Genomic DNA, 18,491 nt, shown 5'->3' with positions numbered 1-18,491 from the left:
AAACCGGATGACAATTTGGTCACTCCGCCGCGGCCCGGACCCCGCCTGACTGCAGTACGGCGCGTAATTCCGCGCGGCGGGCGGCAGCCTTCTTGACCGCTGCGGCCTTGACCGGGCCAAAGCCGCGGATCTGCTGGGGGAGCGCCGCCAAGGCCAGCCGCGCCTCGCTTAGTGCTGGGTCCGTGACGGAGAGAATCAAGTCCATATCCGCCTCGAAGTCGCGGATCAGTGCGCGTTCGGTGCGCCTCTCCTCGCTGCGCCCGAAGGGATCCAGCGGCGTGCCGCGCAGAACCTTGCCGCGGGCCAGCCAAGGCAGCGCGCGTTCCATCCATGGGCCAAAGGCGCGTTTCTTCGGCCGTCCATCGGCGCCCTCGCGGGAAAAGATCGGCGGGGCTAGGCGGAAGGTCAGTTTCAGGTCGCCGTCAAACGCCTCGCCCGCCTTCGCGCGGGTTTGCATCAACAGGCGGGCGACTTCGTATTCATCTTTGTAAGCCAACAGCTTGTGATACGATCTTGAGACGGCATCGCGCAGCTCGGGATCGTTGAAGCGTGCAACCGCCGCGCGGTATTTTCGCGCCAGCCGCTTGCCCTGATAAGCGACAAGATGGTCGGCGCGATACGCGATGGCCCCGTCCGTCGTCTTCGGTAGGGCCGCGACGGTGGGCTGAAGCAATTTCGTCGCGGCATCCGGATGCAGCGCGGCCCAGCGACCAAGCTCGAAGGCTCGTGCATTGTCCTCGACCGCTGCACCGTTCAGCTCGATCGCCTGGCTGATCGCCTCGTGGCTGAGCGGGACAAGGCCCTTCTGCCACGCAGCACCGAAAAGCATCATGTTGGAATAGATCGAATCGCCCAGCAACACCGTCGCCAGCGCCGAGGCATCAAACAGCGTCAGCCCGTCCTTCAGCCGCGCCTGCAGCGACAGCACCAGCCGATCCACTGGCAGCGTGAACGCGGTGTTGCGGGTGAACTCGCCGGTGATGATCTCGTGGCTGTTGACCACGCCGCGGGTACGGCCGGCGGCCATCAGGCCCAGCGTCTTTGACCCGGCGCTGACAACCAGATCGCCCCCGATCAGCGTATCACATTCGCCGGTGGCAACCCGGATGGCACTGATATCGTTCGGTTTCTCGGCGAGGCGGCAATGGATATGCACCGCGCCGCCCTTCTGCGCGAGGCCGGCCATCTCCATCATGCCCGCGCCCTTGCCATCAAGGTGCGCGGCCATCGCCATGACCGCGCCGATGGTCACCACACCGGTGCCGCCCACGCCGGTGATGACCACGTTATGCGTGCCGTTGATCGCAGGCAGCTCGGGCAAGGGCATGTCCGGCAGATCAATCTGCGCGGTGGCCTGCTTGCGCAGCTTTGCCCCTTCGATGGTGACGAAGGACGGACAGAACCCGTTCACGCAGGAGAAATCCTTGTTGCAGGACGACTGGTCGATGGCGCGCTTACGGCCAAGTTCGGTTTCCACCGGCACGATCGAGACGCAGTTCGACTGCACCCCGCAATCGCCGCAGCCCTCGCAGACATCGGTATTGATGAAGACCCGGCGGTCAGGGTCGGGAAACTGGCCGCGCTTGCGCCGGCGACGCTTCTCGGCGGCGCAGGTCTGAACATAAACAATGGCCGATACACCGTTGACCTTGCTTAGCCTATCTTCGACCGTCAGCAGGTTTTCGCGCGGGTCGCGGGTGACCTCGGAAGGATAGGCCGAAAGATCGACGTCTTCCTTTTCATCATAGACGAGGGCCACGTTTTCAACGCCCATCGCCAGCAATTCCCGGCAGATCCGGTCGGGGGTCAGCCCGCCCTCGTTCATCTGTCCGCCGGTCATCGCCACGGCATCGTTGAACAGGATCTTGTAGGTGATGTTAGTGCCCGCGCTCAGCGCGAAACGGATCGCCTGCACGCCCGAGTGGTTGTAGGTGCCGTCACCGAGGTTCTGGAACACATGGTCACGGGTCGAAAATGGCGCCTCGCCAACCCAGTTCGCGCCCTCGCCGCCCATCTGGGTGAAGCCGACCGTGTCGCGGTCCATCCACTGCACCATGTAATGGCAGCCGATGCCCGCATAAGCGCGTGCGCCCTCGGGCAGCTTCGTCGAGGTGTTGTGCGGGCAGCCCGAGCAGAAATAGGGCAGCCGCGCCGCGATCTCGGGCGCGTTGTCGGCCTTGCGCGCGCTAGAAATCGCATCAAGTCCGGCACGTATACCACTGGTATCGCAACCTTCTTCCAGCAGAACACCGCCCACCTTCTCGGCGATCCAGAGCGGGTCGAGCGCGTAGCGCGTCGGGAAAAGTTCCTCACGCCGGCCCTCGGAATGCTCATCGCCCTTGTGCCAGCCATAAACACGGCGCCCGTTGCGGTCGTCGAACAGCGCCTCCTTGACCTGCACCTCGATCAGCTTGCGCTTTTCCTCGACCACGATGATCAGGTCCAGCCCCTCGGCCCATTCGTGGAACGTTGCCATGTCAAGCGGCCAGACCTGCCCGACCTTGTAGGTCGTGATGCCCAGCCGTTCGGCCTCGGCTGCGTCCAGCCCCAGCAATTGCAGCGCATGGACAAGGTCGAGCCAGTTCTTGCCCGCCGCCACCAGCCCGATCCGCGCGCCGGGCTTGCCCCAGACGCGCCGGTCCATTCGGTTGGCGCGTGAAAACGCCTCGGCCGCGAAACGCTTGTAATCGATCATCCGCGCCTCTTGCGCGACGGGCGTGTCGACGAGGCGGATGTTCAACCCGCCCTCGGGCATGTCGAATTCGGGGGTGATGAAGCTTAGCCGATCCGGATCACCATCGACGACGCTCGTGGCCTCGACGGTGTCCTTCATCGTCTTCAGCCCTACCCAGACGCCTGCGAAGCGCGACAGCGCAAAGGCGTAAAGGCCGTAGTCGAGAATTTCCTGCACGCCCGCGGGGCTGACGATGGGCATGTAGGCATCAACCATCGCCCAGTCCGACTGGTGCAGCGTGGTCGAGCTTTCGCCGGTATGGTCGTCGCCCATCGCCATCACGACCCCGCCCAGCGGCGAGGTGCCGGCCATGTTGGCATGCCGCATCACGTCGCCCGAACGGTCGACTCCCGGCCCCTTGCCGTACCAGAGGCCAAAGACCCCATCATACCGCCCCTCGCCCCGCAGTTCGGCCTGCTGGCTGCCCCAAAGGGCGGTCGCGGCAAGGTCTTCGTTCAGGCCCGGCAGGAAGGTGACCTGCGCGGCCTGCAGATCGGCCTGCGCCTTTTGCATCTGCTGGTCGACCGCACCAAGCGGTGACCCGCGATAGCCGGTGACAAGACCGGCTGTGTTCAGTCCCGCCCTCGCGTCGCGCGCGCGCTGCATCAGCATCAGACGCACCAAGGCCTGCGTGCCGTTCAGCAGCACCGGAGATTTCGTCAGATCGTAGCGGTCATGCAGGGTGATTTCCGGCCGGCCCATTGCGCACCTCCCCTTGCGTCATGCCCATTCACTGTCATTATAGGTCAAAATTGCTGACCTACAAAGTCACAAAACTCTGACAGATGCGTTTGATTCCCGCATAGTGACGCGGGTAAGGATCGGTCTTTGTTGGCGGTAACGGAAGGGCACATCGGTCATGATGGACTGGGACAAGTTGCGAATCTTTCACGCGGTGGCCGATGCGGGCAGCCTGACGCATGCCGGGGATTCGCTGCACCTCAGCCAGTCAGCCGTCAGCAGGCAGATCCGCGCACTGGAAGAACAGCTCAACACCACGCTGTTTCACCGCCATGCCCGTGGACTGATTCTCACCGAACAAGGCGAGTTGCTGTTCGACGCCACGCGCTCGATGAACAAGCGGCTGGAAGCGGCGGCGGCGCGCATTCGCGACAGCGAGGAAGAGGTCTTTGGCGAGTTGAAGGTGACGACGACCACGGCCTTTGGCACACTCTGGCTCGCCCCGCGCCTGCCCAAGCTTTACGAGCAATATCCAGACCTCAAGATCGACCTCATGCTGGAAGAGCGCGTGCTTGATCTGCCGATGCGCGAGGCCGATGTCGCCATCCGCATGAAGGAACCAAGCCAGGCCGACCTGATCCGCAAGAAGCTGATGAGCGTAAGGATGCGCCTTTACGCAACCGAGGCCTATCTGGCCGACCGCCTGCCGTTGCGCGACATCTCCGACATCACCGGGCACCGCCTGATTTGCCAAAGCCCGACATCGTTTCAGGTGGCCGCAGGTGCGACCCTTGTGCAACACCTGATGACCTACGACATCCCCAGCCTACTGACCGTCAACAACTACTTCGGCGCGTTGCAGGCGGTACTTTCGAACCTCGGCGTGGGTGTCCTGCCCGATTACATCACCGAGGATTTCCCTGCCCTGATCCGGGTTCTGCCTGATATCGAATCCGGCGAAGTGCCTGTTTTCTTGGCCTATCCTGAAGAATTGCGCCAATCCAAGCGGGTCGCCGCCTTCCGCGATTTCGTTCAGGATGAGGTCATCGCGCATCGCCGCCGGATCCGCGACCAACTCAGCTTTAGCGGGAGTTGAGCGCAGCCATGCACCCGGCGCATGGCCGGTTTGTGCCATGCGGTGGGCCGGGCGGCTTGATCGTGCTGCAAGTGCAGCCTAATTGATCAATCGAAGGGGTTGTTGCCGATTGGCGCATCATCTTCATACCTCCCTGTTGGACTTGGGCCGGGCTTCTGCCCGGCCTTTTTTTGTTTGCGGCAAGCCCAGACGGGCCCCGTGCACCTTCCACCCGCGCCACCTTTCCCCTATGACGGCCCCATCTTTGCGGGGCTTTGGGGGACATGCCGATGGACGCGCCTGAGATCACCGACGACTTGATTGCCGCCCATGGCCTCAAGCCCGACGAATACCAGCGCATTCTCGACATCATCGGTCGCACGCCGACCTTCACCGAGCTTGGTATCTTCTCGGCCATGTGGAACGAGCATTGTTCCTACAAGTCGTCGAAGAAATGGCTGCGAACCCTGCCCACGACCGGACCGCAGGTCATTTGCGGCCCCGGCGAGAATGCCGGCGTTGTCGATATCGGCGATGGTCAGGCCCTCGTCTTCAAGATGGAAAGCCACAATCACCCCTCCTACATCGAACCGTACCAGGGTGCCGCGACAGGCGTTGGTGGCATCCTGCGCGATGTCTTCACGATGGGGGCCCGTCCCGTGGCCGCGATGAATTCGCTTGGCTTCGGCCAGCCCTCCCATCCAAAGACCCGGTCTTTGGTGGCCGGCGTGGTCGCGGGCGTGGGCGGCTATGGTAACTGCTTCGGCGTGCCCACGATCGCGGGCGAAGTGCGCTTTGATCCGGCCTATGACGGCAACTGCCTTGTCAATGCATTCGCCGCCGGCCTCGCAAACAGCGACGCCATCTTCTATTCGGCGGCCTCGGGCGTGGGCATGCCGGTGGTCTATCTTGGCGCCAAGACCGGGCGCGATGGCGTGGGCGGCGCGACCATGGCCAGCGCCGAATTTGACGACACCATCGAGGAAAAGCGCCCGACCGTGCAGGTCGGCGACCCCTTCACCGAGAAACGGCTGATGGAAGCCTGCATGGAGTTGATGGCAACCGGCGCCGTCATCTCGATCCAGGACATGGGCGCGGCGGGCCTGACCTGCTCGGCCGTCGAGATGGGCGACAAGGGCGACTTGGGCATCCGTCTCGACCTCGACCGCGTGCCGGTGCGCGAAGAGAACATGACCGCCTACGAGATGATGCTGTCAGAAAGTCAGGAACGCATGCTGATGGTCCTGCGTCCCGAGAAAGAGGCCGAGGCCAAGGCCGTGTTCGCCAAATGGGACCTCGACTTTGCCATCGTCGGCGAGACGATCGCCGAAGACCGGTTCATCGTGATGCACGGCAATTCCGTGAAAGCCGACCTTCCGCTCAAGGCGTTGTCGGGCAACGCGCCCGAATATGACCGGCCTTGGGTGCCCACGCCTGCCCCCGCCACCCTTGGCGAAGTGCCACGCATCGACCCGGTCGACGGGTTGCGCGCACTGATCGGCAGCCCGAACTACGCCGCCAAGCAATGGGTCTTCGAGCAATATGATGCACAAGTCATGGGCGACACGGTGCGCGCACCGGGCCTTGGCGCCGGGGTGATCCGGGTGCACGGCACGGCCAAGATGCTGGCATTTACCTCGGACGTGACACCGCGCTACGTGCAGGCAGATCCGGTTGAAGGCGGCAAACAGGCTGTGGCCGAGGCGTTTCGCAACCTGTGCGCTGTCGGAGCCCGGCCGCTTGCCTCGACCGATAACCTCAATTTCGGCAACCCCGAAAAGCCGGCAATCATGGGGCAGCTTGTCGGCGCGATCAAAGGGATCGGAGAGGCGGTGCAAATCCTCGACATGCCAATCGTGTCGGGCAACGTTTCGCTTTATAACGAGACTGATGGTCGGGCGATCCTACCGACGCCCACGATCGGCGCCGCGGGCCTGATCGCCAGTGCCGAGGATTTCATCGCCGGCCCCGCCCGCGACGGCGACCTGATGCTGCTGTTGGGTCAGACCAAGGGCCATCTGGGCCAATCCGCCCTGCTTTCGGAGGTGTTTCACCGGGCCGAAGGCGCACCGCCACCGGTCGACCTTGCCGCCGAGAAGGCACATGGCGAGTTCATCCGCGACAATGCCGCGTTGATCGCCGCCTGCACCGATCTGTCTGATGGTGGCCTCGCGTTGGCCGCCTTCGAGATGGCCGAGGCGGCAGGGCTTGGCTTTGCACTCGACAGCGACGACACCGCCCAACTTTTCGGTGAGGACCAGGCGCGCTACCTGATCGCCACCGATTTCGATGCGGCCGAGGCGCTGATGGCGGCCGCCGGTCGCGCGGGCCTGCCGCTTGCCACGGTCGGGCGCTTGGGCGGGGATACCGCGCGCTTCGGCCACAACGAGGCGCCGATGGCCGATCTTGTCACGCTCTACCGCACGGCCTTCGAAACCGCAGTGGGCTAACCAACCCCTTCTTCTGGCTTCAAATACTCCCGGGGGGAGGCCCGGAACGGGCCGGGGGGCAGCGCCCCCCCCTTGTGCACCTGCAAGGCATTGATCCAGCGCAAGGCGTGGCCGATGCCGCCCCGATAGGCAGACGCCATCACCTGATGGAGCCTTTCATGGACTGGAAAACCACCCTTGCCGAAACATCGGCGCATCTCGACAGTTTTCGTGTTCTTCACCCGGACGCCGGCAAAGGCTTTACCGCGCTGCATCACGGCACAATGAAGGCCGGCGCGCTCACGGCCAAGGAAAAGGAATTCATCGCGCTGGCCATTGGCGTTTCCAGCCGCTGCGCCGATTGCATCGGTTTTCATGTCCGTGCCGCAATCCGCCTCGGCGCCACGCGCGAGGAAGTGGTCGAAGCCGTGGGTGTTGCCGTGATGATGGGCGGCGGCCCCGCCTACATGTACGTCGCCAAGGCGATGGAGGCCTTCGACCAGCTGTCGGCCTGACGCAGTTGCGTCAAACGCCGTGCAGGATCTGGTCCATCACCACCGAGGGCTGATCGCAACCGGCCTCGCCGACGATGCGCGCGGGAACGCCCGCAACCGTCTTGCACGGCGGCACGCTTTCCAACACGACAGAGCCGGCGGCAATCCGGCTGCAATGGCCCACCGTGATATTGCCCAAAACCTTCGCGCCCGCGCCAATCAGGACGCCGTCGCCGATCTTGGGGTGACGGTCGCCGTCTTCCTTGCCGGTGCCGCCAAGCGTCACGGAATGCAGCATCGAGACGTTGTCGCCGATCACCGCCGTTTCACCCACCACGATCGAATGGGCGTGGTCAATCATGATGCCCCGGCCGATCTTCGCGGCGGGGTGAATGTCGACGCCGAAGGTCTCGCTCACCCGCATCTGGATGAAATAGGCCAGGTCATGGCGGCCCTGCTGCCAAAGGCGATGGCCCACGCGATAGGCCTGCACGGCCTGGTAGCCCTTGAAGTAAAGCAGCGCCTGCATCAGCCGGTGGCAGGCCGGGTCGCGGTCATAGACCGCCGCCAGGTCGGCGCGTGCGGCGGCGCCCAGCGTGGGGTCGCTGTCATAGGCTTCGTCGGCGATCTCGCGCAGGATCTGTTCGGACATCTCGCCCGAGGCGAGCTTGAGCGAGAACCGGTAGGCCAGCGCGCGTTCCATGCTGGCATGGTGCAACACGCCGCTGTGGATCAGGCCACCCATCAGAGGCTCGGCCCGGATCGCCGCGGAGGCCTCTTCGCAGATCCGGCTCCAGACCGGGTCGACCTCGGCGATGCTGACGCGACGATTGCTCATGTGGTGTCTCCCGGCTTCCTGACCATTCTAGTCAGTTAGTCTGGTCTTTCCAAGTTGAAAGGGGCTCGCCCGTCAAGGGGATGGCCGGCCTGTCCGTCTACATCAGGTGTCGATGACCAGACCCGCCGCGGGCCCCGGCCCGAACCGGGCCGAAACCTGCGCCACATCCACACGATAAGGCATCGTAACGCCATCGCTCGCGCGCATTGCCTCGGTATAGGCCCAGCCTGACGTGGACACGAAATCCTCGCGCCGCAAGACGCCGTCGGCGCTGACCTGCACCCGGTATAGCTCGGTATCTTCGCCAAGCGGCACATCCAGGCCGTCCCAGCTATCGCCATCGATCCGGGTCCGCCTGATCCAATCCAACACCGTATCGCCGCCGCGCCGTTCGGCGCGCAGATGGCAGACCGCAAGTGGGCGCAGCCCGATCCCCGCAAACGGGGCGGCGAAGGCCGAATACGATGGATCGTCCAAGGGCCGCCCGGCCGGGCCATAACGGAAGTATCGTGTTACACCGCGCGCATTTGCTGGCAGGTCGATCTGCGGAGCCCCCGCATCGAGCAGCACCAGCCGCGCGCCGGCGGGCCAGACATCGGGCCGGGTCGCGTCAGTTCCCGCCTGCCCACGCAAACGCAGCCGCAGTGCATAGGTATCCGGCGCCACCAGCGATGCCTCGGCGAACTGGAAAACCTCCCAACCGCCAACGCTACCATCTCCGATAGCAGCGAGGTTCGCGCCGGCCAAAACGCCATCAACGCCGACGGTGTCAAGCGTGCCTCTGACCAGCCGCACCAGCAGCGCGGGGCCTCTGTCCCACAGGCCCGCAGGCGCGGGATAAAGCGCGCTCAACGTCTCGCCGATCACGGCCGCGCGCGACAAGGTCATCTCCAGCGCATAGCCGCTGTCCTGGGCGGCGCCGTAAAGCGCAACGGTCCCCGGCCATGGCACGCCTGTCGCCGCGAAATGCGGGGCGAGCGGATCTTCGTCGCCGCGCAGCAGTGGCAGGTCCATGAACTGGCCCAGCACCGGCACGGGCGGCTGGAACGGGCGTTGCGGCACCGCGGCGGCAGTCCCCTCGTGCGGCACGTAAACCTCCGGGTCGATCCGCACCGCTTCGATGGTCTGTGCCTCGGCTTGCTCGACCCGATCGATGCGGAACCGCCCGGTGCCGCTGCCCAGCGGCAGGTCCACCAGATCGCCGGCACCCAGTGCAAGCGCCGACGGTGGAAGGGCAAATTGCGCGCCGTCCCGCGCCACGCGTGCCTCGGCCAGCCAGCGCTCAGCAATTGCCTGCCCCTCGGCCTGTGTCAGCACCAGTGCAAGCTCGGTCCGTGTCACGCCAAGCGTCGCATCGTCGGCCATCGCCGCCTCTGCCGCTCGTGTCTCGTAGTCTCCATCCGCCTCGATGAAGCCCAGTCGCACTCGTCCAGCGGTTTCGGCCGCGGGCGCGCGGGTGATCTCGATGGCAGGCCCTTTGCCCGCTGGCGCCAGCACGCGCGCGGCCTCAACCGGCTGCGCCGGGCCGCCGCTGCGCGAACGAAAGACCAGCGCACCGCCGCGATCGGCCGCGTCGAATCCAAAGGCCAGCATCAACGGTTGCAGAGCGGCCCGTGCGCTGTCGACAGCATCGAGGCCATAGCCGCGCACCAGACCGTAAAGCGCCGCTGTCTCAACCTCTGCCAGCCCCGCGCGCGCGCAGATCTCGCGCACCACGCTGTCAAGGCTGCGCGCCGCAGCCCGTCCATTCAGCCAGTGACCCCGCGCGTAGTTACCGCTGTCTGACCAGAGCGCGCCATTGGCGGGAAAAGCCGGGTAAGGCCGCGCGTCCCAGGCCCAGACATGGGCGTGGCCCATGTCCACCATCGGCCCGCCATAGACCTCGGAGACGGCGTTGTTGGCGGGATCAGCAAAATGGGCGTGGACCGCACGCAGGTATTGCATCTGGATCAGGTCGTCGCGCTGGCCGTTCGAGGCATAGGGCAGACTTGATTCCGAAGATTTTGGATCGACAAAACGGTTCGGTTCGTTCGTGCCCTTGTCCACGGCAGCGCAGCCCAGCTCGGTGAACCAGATCGGCTTGGAGCGCGGCAACCATGCCGTCGGGGTTTCGGCACGCACGCCCCCGATCCGGTCGTGATGCGGATTGGCCCACCAGCCCTGCAGATCTTTGACCCGCCAGACCCAATCCTCGTCCCAGTAGTCGCTGATCGGTGTCCGGATCTGTGCCGCGCGCGCCTCTGGCGAATGATAGAACCAGTCGAACCCTTCGCCGCCAGCAACATTGCTGCGCAGGTAATCGAGGTTGTAGATGGTGCCCCACCCGGCGTCGGCATGATCATCGCCGTCGCGCCAGTCGCTCAAAGGCATGTAGTTGTCGATGCCGACGAAATCGATATTCGGATCAGCCCAAAGCGGATCGAGATGGAACAGCTTGTCGCCAGTGCCGGGCGGCTGGTAGCCTGCGTATTCACTCCAGTCCGCGGCATAGCCAATCTTGCAGTCCGGACCGAGGATCGCCCGCACATCGGCGGCCAGCTGCACAAGTGCTGTGACGGCGGGAAAGGTGCCGCCCGCGCCACGGATCTGGGTCAGCGCCTTCATCTCGGACCCGATGCAGAAGGCCGAAACGCCACCCGCCGCGGCGCTGAGATGCGCATAGTGGAGGATGAAACGCCGATAAGACCATTCCGCCGGGCCGTGATAGGCCACGGTGCCATCTTGGGGCGTGAAATCTTCCGGGCGCGCCTGTCCGAAGAAGGCCGCAACCTCGGCTTCTGCGGCGGCGGTGCCGTCACTGCTGCCTGCCACGCCCGCGGCCAGCGACGTGGTGATCCGGCCCCGCCACGGCAGCGCCGGTTGGCCTGTCTGCCCACTCCATGGATCAGGCAGCAGATTGCCATCAAGCTGGTCCATCAACAGAAATGGGTAGAACATTGCCTGCTTGCCGCGCGCGGCCAGATCGACAAGCGCCTCGGACACGGCGCGGTCGGCTGGTGTGCCTCCGTAGACCGGTCGGCCGTCCAGCTGCGGCACCGCCGCAGCCGCACTTCGCCCGACGCCCGCGACGACCCAAGGCATTGCCGCAGGGTCGGCACCATGCCACTCCACCTTGGGCTGAACGCGGCACGCGCCGCAGCGCAAATCATCGCCGAACCAGCCGACAACCACCGACACTGATGAAAGGGCGGGCAATTCGCCTTCCAGCGCGTCGAGCGAGGTGGACAGATCGGTCTTGCCCGATGGCGTATTGATGTTGACCGCCTGTGTCTGGCCAAGGCCCGTCTGGCGATAAACCGGTGTAGTCGCCAGCGCGTATTCCCCCGTCCCCGGCACCAGCGCGACGCCGCGGATCAGGCGCGCGATATCCGCCTGATCGGCGGGCAGGCCCGGCTGTGACGGGCGGATCACCTCGAAGCTGAACTGCGGCACCCGGTTGCCGAAGGGCGCAAGGGCCAGGTCCTCGAACACCACGTAGGTGATGCCGCGATAGGCCGGCACCGCTCCTGCTCCTTCGACCGCTTCGATCTTGGGGTCGGGGAGTTGGTCTTCGGTTCCGGTATAGACACGCATGTTCAGGTCGTCCGGCGCCACTTCCACCCCGTCAGCCCAAATGCGGCCGACGCGCGTGATCTCGCCCTCGCAGAGCGCGATGGCGAGGCTCACGGAATAGGCATAGCTGGTTGTGGCCGGCGCGCGCGGGGCACCCTTGCCACCGCCCGAGGTTTGCGAAGATTCGAGGAACCGCGACGCCCAGATCACCTGCCCCGCCACCCGCATCCGGCCAAAGACCTGCGCCACCGTCGCGCCTTCGCTGGCACCGGTCAGGCGAAAGCGGTCGATCCGGCCCGTTTCAACCGGCGCGCTGCCCGCACCCATAAGCCGCTGGTCGATCGCGCGGCCCAGCGCTGCGCCAGCCGCGCGGCCGATCACCGCCGTCGACAGGCCAAGGACCGACCCACCCAGCATGCCGCCCACGGCCATGCCCGCCGCCGAAAGAACGATCGTCGCCATCAGTGGGCCCTTTCCGGAAACGCAAATCGGGCGACGATACGCCGCCGCCATGGCAGGCTCAGCGGGCTCTCGACCACGCCATGTTCGCTGTAGGAATGGATGAAACTGGGCGTCTCACCGGTCTCGGCGGCCAGCCCCAGATGCTTGGCGACACTGCCCGGCCGCATCCGAAACAGCAAAACGTCGCCCCGCCCCGGTTCGCCGGGCGGCAAAGGCGACAGATGGCGCAGCGCCGCGGCCCAGAGGACCTCGTGCCGCTGCGGTTCGGCCCAGTCGGGCGTGTAGGGCGGCGGCACCTCGGGCACTGAGCCACAAAGCTCGGTCCAGATGCCCCGGATCAAACCCAGACAATCGCACCCCGCGCCCTTCACCGCGCCTTGGTGGCGGTAGGGTGTACCGATCCAGCGGCGCGCCAGTGTCACGACATCGCTCATTGGTTCAGGCTCCCGCCGTCGTTCAGCCCGGCCCGCTGCGGCACGCTGACCAGCCAATCCTCACCAGGAATATGAGGAAATCCTCGAAAATTGAGGATGTTGCCGAACTTGTAGTGGCAGGTTCCCCGCTGCTTGTCGCAGCCCGCCTCGATCCGCAGTACATCGCCAAGGCGCACCTCCGCGCCCAAGGCCTGCCACAAGTCGATGCGCCGCCGCCCTTCGTCGTCGAACCGGTCGGACTTGATCAGTCCGGCAAGGCCCTGCGCCGCACCACTCAACACCCGCAGCCGCCCGCGGCTGAACCAGCCGGGTTCAAAGCCATCAAGCCCAGTGAAACGGAACGATTGCGACCGCTCCACCGCCTCGGCCTGCAGCTCGGCCGCATAGCCTTTGGCGCCAAGGTCAAAACGGCACTGCGGATCGCCCAGAACGGCAGTACAGGGGCGCTGATAGGCGCGGCCCCGCGGCTGGTTCAATGCCTCGGTCAGCCCACGCAACTCGGCATGAAAGGCCCCCCCGCCGCGCCGGATCTCACCGATCGTGCCGGCAAACCGCAGCATCCGCGCGTCCGGCAAATCCCAGCGCACCAGCCAAGACCGCACCACGGCACCGTCATAACGGCCTGCCTCGATATCGGCCTCTGTCACGGCCGGATCGCTCAGCACGCCGGCGGCCTCGGTATTGTCGACCGACAACCCCGTGGTCTGGCTGACTGACAGTGCGGTCATGCCACCGTCGGCGCGAAAGGTCAGGCCGTCGAACGTCAGCGATCGGTCGTGGTCGGTAAAGCCAAGGCGCAGCCCATCCTGCCGCCGGATCTCCCAGCAGCGGCAGACATGGCTGACGCCTGTGCCCAGATGCGCCAGAAGGTCCGCGCCGCTCATAGCCGCACCTCGACAATCGGTACGTTGGGCACGTGTCCCGCCTTGAAACTGGCCACCGACGTTTCGATGCGGTCAGTGTCAAAGCGCACCGGCACGTCGAATTCATAACCTGCGCGCACCACCGCGCCGATATCAGGCGGATCGTCGAAGGTGACCAGTCCGGTCGTGTAATCGACGCTGTAGTCGATCCCCTCCAGCGCTGCATCGCCCGCAATCGAAATTTGCACCGAACCCAGCACCGGCTTGGCGATCGGACGCGAATAGCTCTGCTCGCCCGAACTGTACGCCTTGACCAGCTGGAAGGCCGTCTGCAGCTCGTCACCGGTCCCGATAATCTGGTCGCCGGCGGTCACCTCGGCCGAGGGCAGGGACGACTTGTAATCGGCCCAGTCCTTCCAGCGAAACCCGTAAAGCTGGCCCTGTCGCGCTTCGAAGAAGGCGATCAGGGCCGCCACATCGTCCAGCGAGCGTAGGCCTAGCCCGGCATCATAGTGGCGCCGGGCATGGGCCCAGGGCGTATTTCGCTCTTCAAACCCGTTTGCCAGCGTCACGATCTCGGTCCGCCGCTCGGGCCCGCCCGTCGCGCCGAAACTCAGCGAAGCGGGAAAGCGTACATCGTGAAAATTCATTCCGGACTCCCTCAACGATTACGTTGGCCCCGTCCCAGCGCGCGGGCCATCTGTGCCGCGATCTGGCTCTGGCTGCGCTGAAAGCCCTGCACATCGGGCGTTGTGATATTCATCACCACGTTGACGGAGCCGCCGCCCTGGGCGCGCACGCCAAGCGCGCCGTCGGGTCCGCGCGTCAGCGGCATGATCGCCTCCGGTCCCGCCTCGCCCATCAGCCCGGTCGCGCCGCGCATCGGGAAGGTGGCAGGCCCGCTCAGCACACCGCCCTTGGCAAAGGGCATCACCCTGCCTTGCGAAAACGGCGCACCGTCGGCATAGGGCATCAGGTTCGACACCACCGCGTTGACGCCATCGGCCAGCAGGCCGCCCAAGTGATCTGTCACCGGACGGATCGCGGCGGAATAGGCGGTGTTGACCATCGCCTTGCCCACCACGCTTAGCGCATCCGACAGTTTCAGTCCGTCGAACATCAGCCCGTCAAAGGCTCGCCGCAGGCCACCCGAAAAACCGCGCTCAAGGCTGCCAAGGTCGCGCGTCGTCTCCGCCATCGTGGCCTTCACATCGCGCAACTGGCCGTCAAAGGCTGCTGCGACGCCCGCGGCATCGCCCAGCGATGTCTCAAGCGCGGCGATGCTGGCATCTAGCGCGTCAATCCTGTCGGTCTCGGTCATCCTTTTGTCCTCTCGTGCCGTCGGGATAGGCCCGCGCCAGTTCATTCAGCCGCGCCCGTCCCATCGGCGGCCCGGCCTCGTCAGCGCCCAGCATCAGCATCAGTTCCACGGGCGTCAGCGCCCAGAATGCCGAGGGCGCAAGGCCAAGGCCGCGCAGCCCCGCCCGCATCAACGCCGCCCAATCCATCAGCCGGGCAGTGCAAAGGCGCGGGCCAGAAGCTCGGCCGCCACTTTCGCCGCACCAACCGGCCCGCCCACGATATCGGCGGTCAGCAGGTCGTCCGCCGTTCCGCGCCATCCGCCGCCGCGCAGCCCTGCGACCAGCAGCGCCAACACATCTCGGCTGGAAAAGGCCCCCTGCTCGAACCGCGCAACCAGATCGACCATGCTGCCTTCACCCAGCTGCGCCTCAAGCTCGGCCAACGCACCCAATGTCAGCTTGCAGGCATGCGGCCTGCCATCGACGGTCAATGTCACCTCGCCGGCCCACGGGTTTGCCATCAGGCCGCCGCCACAAAGCTCAACTGCCCCGCCGAGGCCAGCGCCAGTTCATAGGTCGCCTCGCCATTGTAGCTGCCCGCGTAATCGACCGAGGTAATCAGGAATGGCCCCTGCACGGTGCCAAAGCCCGGAATGATCACCTGAAAATCCGGCGTCTCGCCATCAAAGAAGATCTGCCGCGCCCGCTCGTCAGTGCCGGCATCCTTGAACACGCCCGAGCCCGAAATGCTCGCTGTCTTCACGCCCGCCCCGCCCAGCAGTTCGCGCCAGCCGCCTTGGCTTTCAAGGCTGGTCACGTCCACGCTCTCGGCATTGAAGCTCAACCGCGTCGCGCGCAGCCCCGCCACCGTCTCGAACTGGCCACCGCCGGTCATGTCGATCTTGATCAGAAGGTCCTTGCCATTCTGCGCCACCATTGCCGTCACTCCATTTGTCTCGATTGCTGCATCCAACCGCCATCGGCGGGCTCAGTCGTCCTCGACCCGCGCGCGAAAATGCAGGGTGATCTGGCGACGGTCCTTGCCGCCCGCCCGAGCTGCCATCGCACGGTGAAAATTCAGCGCGATCAGGCGGCCGCGCTCCAGGGTCAGCGGCGCATCGACCAGCGCGTCCGACACTGCCGCCGCGGCCTCTTTCGCCGCGGCAAATCCGGCCATGTCGGTCACGACGCTGACCGTGAAGTCATGTTCGGCGCCGTGACCCGTCTGGTCAGACCGGTCGCGCACCACTTCGGGGCCAAGGGCCACGTAAAGCGCGGGTACCGGTCCGCTGGGCAACGCGTCATGCACCTCGGCCCCCACCAGTGCCATCAGGGCCGGCCAACCGGAAAGCCGTTGAAAAACCGCGGCCTGAAGCGCCGCCGCGACCCCGTAACTCATGGTGCAATCTCCTCTTCGGCATCGCAGATCAGCCAGCGCCCCTCGGTATCGGCCTCTGCCACCGCCAAGATCGACAGGATACGTTGACCGTCGCGAAACCTCTGCTCGGGTCGGGGTCGTGAAGGCGCACCGACAGGTGCCGCGCGCACCGTGATGCGATAGGCCACCCGACTGACCGGCGCGGTGACATCGGCCACCTCGCGCCCGGTCCGCGCCGCCACCTGCGCCCAAAGCGTGCCCAGGGCCTGCCAGGTCTGACCATATCCACCCGCACCGTCCGGTTGGCGCACTGGCGCTTCCAAGACCAGCGGTCGGTTGAGCCGCGGCGCGGTCACGTCCGACCCCCGAAACCGATACGCACTGTCCGGTAATTCTCGATCAGCGCCGCCACATGGCCCGGCATCCGTCGGCCCGGCAGCGCCATGTCATGCCGGTATTCGTAGAAATGCGCTGCCAGCAGAAACACGGCCTGCGCGAGGTCCGCCGGCAGGTCAGCCCAGTCCGGGCCAAAGCCTGCGACAAAGTTGATCCGCACCGCGCCACCCGTTGGGATCAGCGGAAACGCACCACCCAGTGCCCTCAGTCGCGGCTGCTGCCGATCTGGCACGAGTTGCCAGACAATAGATGCCACGGCCGTCTCCTGCCCCTGCCGGTCGACCAAGGTCACCGCGCTGACCTGGCTTACCGGCGCAACGGGCAGTGGTTGGTTGTCGACCCCGCGCCACGCTACCAACGTCCAGCTAAAACCGCGTTCCAACAGGACCTTGCCGGTACGGGCCTCAATCGCGGCCATCGCCGCGCGCAAGACCTGCGCCAAGACCGAATCTTGCAGGCTGTCATCAGCGAACCCGGAGCCCAGCCGGAGGTGCGCCCTGAATGCCGTTACCGGGACGGCCGCCTCCGGCACCGTGCTTTCTTCGACTAACATCATGGAATTTCTCCGAAATCCGGTCCACCTTCAGCGCTGTCGCGGGGGATGGTGGCCAGCCCGTTCAGGGCCGGCCACCATCCTGTCCCGCTCAGGCCGTGCCGAACTTCAGCAGCTTGATCGCGGCAAAATCGCTGACCGCACCGCCGACGCGCTTGGTCGCGTAGAACAGCACATGCGGCTTGGCCGAGAAGGGGTCGCGCAACACCCGCAGATCCGGCCGTTCGGCCACGGTATAGCCGGCGGCGAAATCGCCGAAGGCCACCGCTGTCGCGTCGGCAGCAATATCCGGCATGTCCTCGGCAATCAGCACCGGATAACCCAGCAAGCGCGCTGGTTCCCCGGCGGCCAGACCGTCGGACCACAGGAAGCGGCCATCGGCGTCCTTCAGCTTGCGGATCGTTCCGGCCGTCTTCGAGTTCATCACGAAGGTGCCACCCGCGCGATATTCTGCCCCCAGCGCATAGACGAGGTCGATGATTGCGTCGCCATCACCGATGCCGCCCGCAATGCCCGTCACGACGTAGCCGATATTGCCCCAGGTCCAGACATCGTTGTCGATGCTGGGATAGGCCAGCAGGCCCTTGGGCTTGTCCAGGCCATCACCATTGATAAAGGCTGTCGCTTCGGACCGCGCGAACTTGTCGGCGATGCGCTGCGCCAGCCAGCCCTCGATATCAAAGGCGCTATCGTCCAGCAGCCGTTGCGAGGCCTTGGGCAGCGCCGACAATTCGTGCAGCGGAATGGTGATGCGGTCGATCTGGGGCGTGCCCGTCTCGGTCACCGCCGCGGTCTCGCTGGCCCAGCCGGCGCCGATCTCGGCATGATCCACCAGCACGTCGAACGATGTCGCCTCCACCGTCACCACATTGGCCACCGCCCGGATCGAGGCGGTCGAGGACAGCGTGCCCTTGATTGTCGCGGCGGTCTGCGGATCGACAAGGTAGCCGCCATCGGCGGCCACCGCCGTCGACATCGCCTTGCCCTCGATCTCGAGGCCGCGCAGCCCGTCATCGTCGCCCGAGCGCAGGTAGGCGGCAAAGGCCTTCTGGTGCGGCGCATGGGTGTCCGCCGCCATCGCCAGCGCGGGGCGGCCCATCATCGTCTTGCGGTCCAGCTTGTTCATGCGGTCTTCCTGTCTTTGGAGTTTGGCGTTCACGCCGTTGGAAAAGGTCTTGAAATCGCTCATGAAGTCCGCAATCGCGCACTTCAGGTCCTCGGCCGGGCCCAGGTCTTCCCCGGCCCGAGCCTTCGTCTCGGGGTTCGTCATCTCGTCGTCCTTCTGGGTGAATGGGTGCCGG

General features: G+C 65.5%; 17 protein-coding genes. 3 read left to right on the top strand and 14 right to left on the bottom strand.

The genetic code is table 11. The features are described from left to right. Positions 1 to 19: 19 nt before the first annotated feature. Positions 20 to 3,436: an indolepyruvate ferredoxin oxidoreductase family protein gene (locus tag GC146_RS05695; protein WP_291835557.1), complete on the bottom strand. Its 3,417-nt coding sequence runs from the start codon at positions 3,434 to 3,436 to the stop codon at positions 20 to 22. Positions 3,437 to 3,596: 160 nt separating this feature from the next. Here GC146_RS05695 and GC146_RS05690 point away from each other — a divergent pair, with 160 nt between their 5' ends. The 3 genes from GC146_RS05690 (at position 3,597) to GC146_RS05680 (ending at position 7,434) form a co-directional block, all read left to right on the top strand. Further along, on the top strand, positions 3,597 to 4,511 hold the full coding sequence (locus tag GC146_RS05690) for a LysR family transcriptional regulator (protein ID WP_291835780.1): 915 nt from the start codon (positions 3,597 to 3,599) through the stop codon (positions 4,509 to 4,511). 269 nt (positions 4,512 to 4,780) lie between these two features. Beyond that, positions 4,781 to 6,940 (top strand): phosphoribosylformylglycinamidine synthase subunit PurL, encoded by a 2,160-nt coding sequence (gene purL / locus GC146_RS05685; protein ID WP_291835554.1) that lies wholly within the window; start codon positions 4,781 to 4,783, stop codon positions 6,938 to 6,940. A gap of 158 nt (positions 6,941 to 7,098) precedes the next feature. Beyond that, positions 7,099 to 7,434 (top strand): carboxymuconolactone decarboxylase family protein, encoded by a 336-nt coding sequence (locus tag GC146_RS05680; RefSeq protein WP_291835552.1) that lies wholly within the window; start codon positions 7,099 to 7,101, stop codon positions 7,432 to 7,434. Positions 7,435 to 7,444: 10 nt separating this feature from the next. Here the strand turns inward: GC146_RS05680 and cysE are convergent, their stop codons facing one another. From cysE to GC146_RS05615, 13 genes are all read right to left on the bottom strand, one after another. Continuing rightward, complete coding sequence (gene cysE, locus GC146_RS05675) at positions 7,445 to 8,251, bottom strand: serine O-acetyltransferase (RefSeq protein ID WP_291835549.1); 807 nt, start codon at positions 8,249 to 8,251, stop codon at positions 7,445 to 7,447. Positions 8,252 to 8,353: 102 nt separating this feature from the next. Beyond that, positions 8,354 to 12,265 carry a glycoside hydrolase/phage tail family protein gene (locus GC146_RS05670; protein ID WP_291835546.1) on the bottom strand — a complete coding sequence of 1,304 codons (3,912 nt, stop codon included), beginning with the start codon at positions 12,263 to 12,265 and terminating at the stop codon, positions 8,354 to 8,356. Continuing rightward, positions 12,265 to 12,699 carry an NlpC/P60 family protein gene (locus GC146_RS05665; protein ID WP_291835544.1) on the bottom strand — a complete coding sequence of 145 codons (435 nt, stop codon included), beginning with the start codon at positions 12,697 to 12,699 and terminating at the stop codon, positions 12,265 to 12,267. Before GC146_RS05665 ends, GC146_RS05670 begins: the two co-directional genes overlap by 1 nt. Further along, entirely contained in the window at positions 12,696 to 13,583 is an 888-nt protein-coding gene (locus GC146_RS05660; RefSeq protein WP_291835541.1) for a DUF2163 domain-containing protein, read from the bottom strand. The genes GC146_RS05665 and GC146_RS05660 overlap by 4 nt, the downstream gene beginning before the upstream one ends. Then, a complete protein-coding gene (locus GC146_RS05655; protein ID WP_291835538.1) occupies positions 13,580 to 14,212 on the bottom strand; it encodes a DUF2460 domain-containing protein in 633 nt (210 codons plus the stop codon). Before GC146_RS05655 ends, GC146_RS05660 begins: the two co-directional genes overlap by 4 nt. 11 nt (positions 14,213 to 14,223) lie before the next feature. After that, complete coding sequence (locus GC146_RS05650) at positions 14,224 to 14,883, bottom strand: phage tail tape measure protein (protein WP_291835535.1); 660 nt, start codon at positions 14,881 to 14,883, stop codon at positions 14,224 to 14,226. After that, the gene (locus GC146_RS05645; RefSeq protein ID WP_291835532.1) at positions 14,861 to 15,070 is read right to left on the bottom strand and encodes a rcc01693 family protein; all 210 of its coding nucleotides are present in this window, start codon (positions 15,068 to 15,070) and stop codon (positions 14,861 to 14,863) included. The genes GC146_RS05650 and GC146_RS05645 overlap by 23 nt, the downstream gene beginning before the upstream one ends. Further along, positions 15,070 to 15,384: a gene transfer agent family protein gene (locus GC146_RS05640; RefSeq protein WP_291835529.1), complete on the bottom strand. Its 315-nt coding sequence runs from the start codon at positions 15,382 to 15,384 to the stop codon at positions 15,070 to 15,072. Before GC146_RS05640 ends, GC146_RS05645 begins: the two co-directional genes overlap by 1 nt. Then, positions 15,384 to 15,800 (bottom strand): phage major tail protein, TP901-1 family, encoded by a 417-nt coding sequence (locus GC146_RS05635; RefSeq protein WP_291835526.1) that lies wholly within the window; start codon positions 15,798 to 15,800, stop codon positions 15,384 to 15,386. Before GC146_RS05635 ends, GC146_RS05640 begins: the two co-directional genes overlap by 1 nt. Before the next feature lie 51 nt (positions 15,801 to 15,851). Continuing rightward, positions 15,852 to 16,262, bottom strand: a complete 411-nt coding sequence (locus GC146_RS05630; RefSeq protein WP_291835523.1) for a DUF3168 domain-containing protein — start codon at positions 16,260 to 16,262, stop codon at positions 15,852 to 15,854. Beyond that, positions 16,259 to 16,597: a head-tail adaptor protein gene (locus GC146_RS05625; RefSeq protein WP_291835521.1), complete on the bottom strand. Its 339-nt coding sequence runs from the start codon at positions 16,595 to 16,597 to the stop codon at positions 16,259 to 16,261. Before GC146_RS05625 ends, GC146_RS05630 begins: the two co-directional genes overlap by 4 nt. After that, positions 16,594 to 17,193 (bottom strand): hypothetical protein, encoded by a 600-nt coding sequence (locus GC146_RS05620; protein ID WP_291835517.1) that lies wholly within the window; start codon positions 17,191 to 17,193, stop codon positions 16,594 to 16,596. The genes GC146_RS05625 and GC146_RS05620 overlap by 4 nt, the downstream gene beginning before the upstream one ends. An 88-nt stretch (positions 17,194 to 17,281) precedes the next feature. Continuing rightward, positions 17,282 to 18,460 (bottom strand): phage major capsid protein, encoded by a 1,179-nt coding sequence (locus tag GC146_RS05615; RefSeq protein WP_291835514.1) that lies wholly within the window; start codon positions 18,458 to 18,460, stop codon positions 17,282 to 17,284. Positions 18,461 to 18,491 lie beyond the last annotated feature (31 nt).

Source organism: Limimaricola sp. (assembly GCF_016125575.1).
Taxonomy (GTDB): domain Bacteria; phylum Pseudomonadota; class Alphaproteobacteria; order Rhodobacterales; family Rhodobacteraceae; genus WGLM01.
The sequence above is the reverse complement of the archived record's forward strand: the minus strand, read 5'-3'. Positions and strand labels throughout refer to the sequence as shown.